This is a genomic window from Flavobacterium sp. (assembly GCF_043720215.1).
Lineage (GTDB): Bacteria > Bacteroidota > Bacteroidia > Flavobacteriales > Flavobacteriaceae > Flavobacterium.
Genome location: NZ_JAYSSZ010000023.1, coordinates 1 through 5,857, shown reverse-complemented (window position 1 = coordinate 5,857; position 5,857 = coordinate 1). Strand labels below are relative to the sequence as shown.

The 5,857-nt window shown below is 30.0% G+C and carries 2 protein-coding genes; one reads left to right on the top strand and one right to left on the bottom strand.

The window, feature by feature from the left end:
• On the top strand, window positions 1-2,471 hold a 2,471-nt coding region (locus ACHZC3_RS01000), incomplete at its 5' end, for a hypothetical protein (protein WP_394758011.1).
• Here the strand turns inward: ACHZC3_RS01000 and mfd are convergent.
• Window positions 2,468-5,776 (bottom strand): transcription-repair coupling factor, encoded by a 3,309-nt coding sequence (gene mfd, locus ACHZC3_RS00995; RefSeq protein WP_394758012.1) that lies wholly within the window; start codon window positions 5,774-5,776, stop codon window positions 2,468-2,470. The two genes, ACHZC3_RS01000 and mfd, sit on opposite strands and share 4 nt — an antisense overlap.
• Between the last annotated feature and the right edge of the window lie 81 nt (window positions 5,777-5,857).

The window sequence follows — 5,857 nt, the reverse complement described above, 5'->3', positions numbered from 1 at the left end:
CAAATGGTTATGCTTACAGTAATGATAATGGTTTTTTTAAATTAGTTTGTACGCTAAAAGAAACTGAGTGCAAAATAGTTATTTCAAGTTTGGGCTATAAAAAAGAAGAATATAAATTAAATCTTTTAGAGCAAAATAACGATTTAAATTTTATACTCGATGAAAAAACAGAAGCACTTAGCGAAGTAATTATTGAAAGCTATCCAATAAGAACAGAAGGAGATACCACCACTGTGAAAATAGCAAAATTTGTAAATCAAACCGAGCAAACCTTAGAAGATGTACTTAGAAAAATTCCTGGAATTGAAGTACAAAAAGATGGTTCTATAAAAGCACACGGAAGATATATTGATAAACTTCTTATTGAAGGCGATGATATTTTTGATAAAAACTACAAATTATTATCGAAAAATCTTGATGCTAAAGTATTAGATGCTGTACAAATTTTAGATAATTTCGAAGACAATCCTATTTTAAAGAACATGGTTAACTCCAATAAAGTAGCTATTAATTTAAAAATTAAAAAGAATAAAAAAAATATTTGGTTTGGTAACGTAAATCTTGGCGCTGGTGTCGTTTCGGAAAATAGATGGAAAGAAAGCATTAATCTAGGATTGCTTCGAAAAAAAATAAAACTTTTTTATTTTGCCGATTATAATAATTCTGGAGAAAAAGCGACTGATCTGATGATTGAAAGTGTAAATGATAATGATTTATTTGTCGAAGATCGTTATGAAAAAAAAGCTAAACCATTTTATAACATAAATAGTAATGAGAATTCAATGTTTAGTAAATCCCAAAGTATTGTTAATAATGCTTTTTTAAATTCATTGAGTTTCACAACTAAACTGAAACCTAATTTTACACTTAGAGGACAAAGTTTCTTTACAAATGATAACCAAATACAAGATTCATTTTCAGAAACAAAATATAATATTGACATAAGCCCTGTCGTTTTTTCTGAAACAAATAATTATAAAAATAAAAAAACACTTGCATCTGTAGAGTTAGAATTAAAATACTTTGCTAATGAAAAAAATTATTTTACCAATTTATTCATTTATAAAAATAATCCAAGTAATATTTTTAATATTTTAAATTTTAATAACAATCTGATTACTCAATCTTCTAAGTTATATAATCAGAGTATATATAATCATTTGTATCATACATTTAAGCTTAGTAAAAAAAATGTACTAAACAATTATTTTTATTACGGCAATGATAAATTAGATAATAAAAATAACATATCGTCACCATTTCTAAATGATTATTTCAACATTAATTCAAATGGCATTATAAATCAAAATTTTAATCAAAACCTGTTTTATTTTGGCTTAAAAAGCAAATTGATTTCTAAATATAAAAAAATCAACTATGTATTAGATTTTAATTTCGAGAATAATCAAGAAACAATAAGTAATAATTTTTTGGTTAATGATGTAAATGAAAAACTATATGAAAATGATTTAAAATTAAAACAAAATATACTATCTATTGGCAATGGTTTTCGATATGATTTTTCAAAAAAAATAAATTTAACAGCAAGTTTAAACTACACCCAAAATAGTTTTAATATTTATTCCAAACAAGATAACATTTCATTATTTAATCCTCAAGTTTCTTTGAATTTAAGAGACAATAAGTTTGGTGTATTATTTTTAACATATTCAAAAAATAGTAAAATCCCAGAAATTAATATTTTGATAAAAAATACAGTTTTAAATAGTTACAATAGCTTTATTAAAGGAACTCCTTATGAAAAGCCTATTGAGAGTGTTCTGTATTCAATTAGTCATTCTCTATTGAATGATGAAAAGCGATTTGCAGTTAATACAACTGTTTCCTATTTAAATGTAAAGTCGACAATGCGTCTAGAGAACACTATTAATCAAAATTTTATTTTAGCTAATTATGGATTAGCTAATGGAGGGAAAAGCCACATTATTAATTTTAATTTTATAAACTATTTTAGAGGCTTAAAAACATCTTTAAAAATAGATACCAATCAGACTTTTAATAATAATCCAACGAAAGTGAATAGCAATGAGTTTAGTGATTTAAAAAGCTATTCTAGTTATTACAAAATCTCTGGAACAAGTTATTTTACTTTACCTTTTAATTTTGATTTTGGCGTACGATACAATTATTATCAATCCAGTTTTAATGGTTTAGAATCAAAAAATATCACAAAAGACGCTTTTGTTAACTTTAATTATAAAATCACAAAATCATTATTAGTAGAATTTAACAGTATGCTTTACAAATTAAATAAGGCTAATTATTCTTTTTTGAATGCTGTTATAAACTATACTCCTGCATCAACAAAATTATCCTATAGGCTTCTTTTTAATAATATCACTAATGAAAATAATTTTTCTATAACTTCACTAGATAATTATGCATCTAATACAACGAGTATTAATTTAATTCCTAGATATGTATTGTTAAACATCAAGTATAGATTCTAAACCATCTCCATCAACTCCAACGCCTTTCTAATACTTTTTACATTCTCGAAAGTCAATAATAAGCGAAGTCCGTTTTTAGTTTCTTTTTCTTTCATTTTGCACAATTGCGGTTGTTTTTGTACAAATTGTAACACTTGATGAAAACGATTGGATTGATAATAATTACTTTGCTGGTCTGAAACAAAATAGCAAACCATTTTCCCTTGTTTGAGAACTAATTTTTCGATTCCTATTTTAGTAGCAATCCATTTAATGCGTAAACTATTGAGTAATGCTATCGCTTGTTTTGGCAAAGCACCAAAACGGTCAATCAGTTGTTTTTCATATTCTTGCAAACCATTTTCATCTTTAATAATCGCCAACGCATTATACAAAGCCAATCTTTCGGTCACGCTATTAATGTAGTCGTCAGGAAACAATAATTCGAAATCAGAATCAATCTGCAAATCTTTTACATATTCTTTTTCTACCGCTTCATCGTCGTTTTCATATAGATCTTTAAACTCATTCTCTTTCAACTCTTCGATAGCTTCATTCATAATTTTCTGATAGGTATCGAAACCTATTTCGTTGATAAAACCACTTTGCTCACCGCCTAATAAATCTCCAGCACCACGAATTTCAAGGTCTTTCATAGCAATATTTAAACCGCTTCCAAGCTCCGAAAATTGTTCTAAGGCTTGAATTCGTTTTCGAGCATCGTCAGTCATCGCAGAGTAGGGAGGACAGATAAAATAGCAAAAAGCTTTTTTGTTACTTCGTCCTACTCTTCCTCTCATCTGATGCAGGTCTGATAGTCCAAAATTATTAGCATTATTAATAAAGATTGTATTGGCATTGGGAACATCTAATCCACTTTCTATAATTGTGGTGGCAACTAGAACATCAAATTCACCTTCCATAAAGGCCAGCATCAATTCTTCTAGTTTTTTGCCTTCCATTTGTCCGTGACCAATTCCAACTTTTGCGTCGGGAACCAATCGCTGAATCATACCAGCAACTTCTTTTATGTTTTCAATTCTGTTATTAATAAAAAACACTTGTCCCCCACGTTCTATTTCATACGAAATGGCATCACGAATAATCTCTTCGTTAAAACCCACTACCTGTGTTTCGATAGGATAACGATTGGGTGGTGGTGTGGTAATTACCGATAAATCTCTTGCTGCCATTAGCGAAAACTGCAATGTTCTCGGGATTGGAGTAGCGGTCAATGTTAGTGTGTCTACATTTTGGGTAATGGTTTTGAGTTTGTCTTTTACATTGACCCCAAATTTTTGTTCCTCATCAACTATTAACAATCCTAAATCTTTAAAAACTACATTTTTATTGACTAATTGGTGCGTTCCTATAATAATATCAAGTTTTCCAGATTCTAAATCTTTTAGAGTTTCGGCTTTTTGCTTTGCTGTGCGGAAACGATTTATATAATTTACCGTTACCGGCATGTCTTTTAACCTTTCGGTAAATGTTCTATAATGTTGGTAAGCCAAAATCGTAGTTGGCACTAAAATAGCGACTTGTTTACCATTATCAACCGCTTTAAATGCTGCTCTGATGGCAACTTCAGTTTTCCCAAAACCTACATCACCACAAACCAATCTGTCCATCGGTCGATCACTTTCCATGTCGGCTTTTACTTCTTGTGTCGATTTTAGTTGGTCGGGCGTATCTTCATAAATAAACGAACTTTCTAGTTCGTGTTGCAAATAACTGTCGGGCGCAAAGGCGAATCCTTTGTCTAAACGACGCTTTGCATACAACTGAATTAAGTTGAATGCGATGTGTTTTACTCTGGCTTTGGTTTTTTGTTTTAAAGCTTTCCAGGCACCAGAACCGAGTTTGTAAATTTTAGGTGGCGCACCATCTTTCCCGTTATATTTTGATATTTTGTGTAACGAATGAATACTTACGTACACAATATCATTATCGGCATAAGCCAGTTTTATAGCTTCTTGTGTTTTGCCTTCTACTTGAATTTTTTGCAATCCGCCAAATTTTCCAATCCCGTGATCTATGTGAGTTACATAATCGCCAACTACTAAAGAGGTTAATTCTTTTAGCGTTATGGTTTGCTTTTTAGAATACCCATTTTTGATGCTAAATTTATGATAACGCTCAAAAATTTGATGGTCGGTATAACACGCAATTTGATTTTCCTCATCAATAAAACCTTGATATAAGGGCAAAACAATAGTTTCGTATTGCTTGGTTATAGTTTCATGATTTTGCTCGTCAAGACTATCAAAAATATCATGAAAACGTTTGGCTTGTTGCTGGTTTGAACAGAATAGATAATTTTTGTAGTTGTGTTCGTGGTTTTCTTTCAAATTATTTAACAACAAATCGAATTGTTTGTTGAAAGAAGGTTGTGGTTTGATATGAAATTCAAAAGTTTCCGATGTTCTAAAAGTTGGTTTCGAAGCCGTTTCGACCACACAAAAATTTAAGGATTGCTTGATAAATGCTGCCTGATTTAAAAATAATTGTTCGGGCGAAGCGTGTTTAATATCTTTGTTTAACTTCTCGAAAGTTTCTTCGGCTTTGCCAAATAATTTATCTAATTGAGAAAGTAATAAATCCGTATTTTGAATAAAAACAGTTGTTCTTGCATTGATATATTCTAGAAAACTTTCTCTGTTTTCTTGTAAAAATTTATTTTCAAAATTGGGAATAATAGCAATTTTATTTTTCTTTTCGATTGATAGTTGTGTGGCAACATCGAAAGTTCGAATGCTATCTACTTCGTTACCAAAAAATTCTATTCTGTACGGATTATCGTTCGAAAATGAAAAGACATCTAAAATCCCACCACGGACAGAAAATTCGCCAGGTTCGGTAATAAAATCGACACGTTTGAATTCGTATTCAAATAAAACTTCATTTATAAAATCGATAGAAACCTGATCTCCAACCGAAATTTTTAAAGTATTTTTTTCTAATTCTTTCTTGGTTACTACTTTTTCGAAAATCGCTTCGGGGTAGGAAACAATAATAGCTGGTTTTTTGCGAGAGTTTATTCGGTTTAAAACTTCCGATCGAAGCAAAATATTTGCATTGTCTGTATCTTCAATTTGGTATGGTCTTCTGTAAGAACTTGGATAAAATAAAACGTCTTGATCGCCAACGAGTTGTTCTAAATCATTCAAAATATAAGCAGCTTCTTCTTTTTCGTTACACAATAACAAAAAAGAATTTTCGCTTTTTGCAAACAAAGCTTGAATGACGAACGAAAATGACGAACCAACCAATCCTTTGATATGAATTTTGTTGTCGCCAGTAATTGCTTTAGATATAGTAACTATTTTGGCTTGTTCGCTGTATTTTTTAGAGATGATTTCGGTGCTCAATGGGAATTATTTTATGCAAATATACTTTGACTTTTT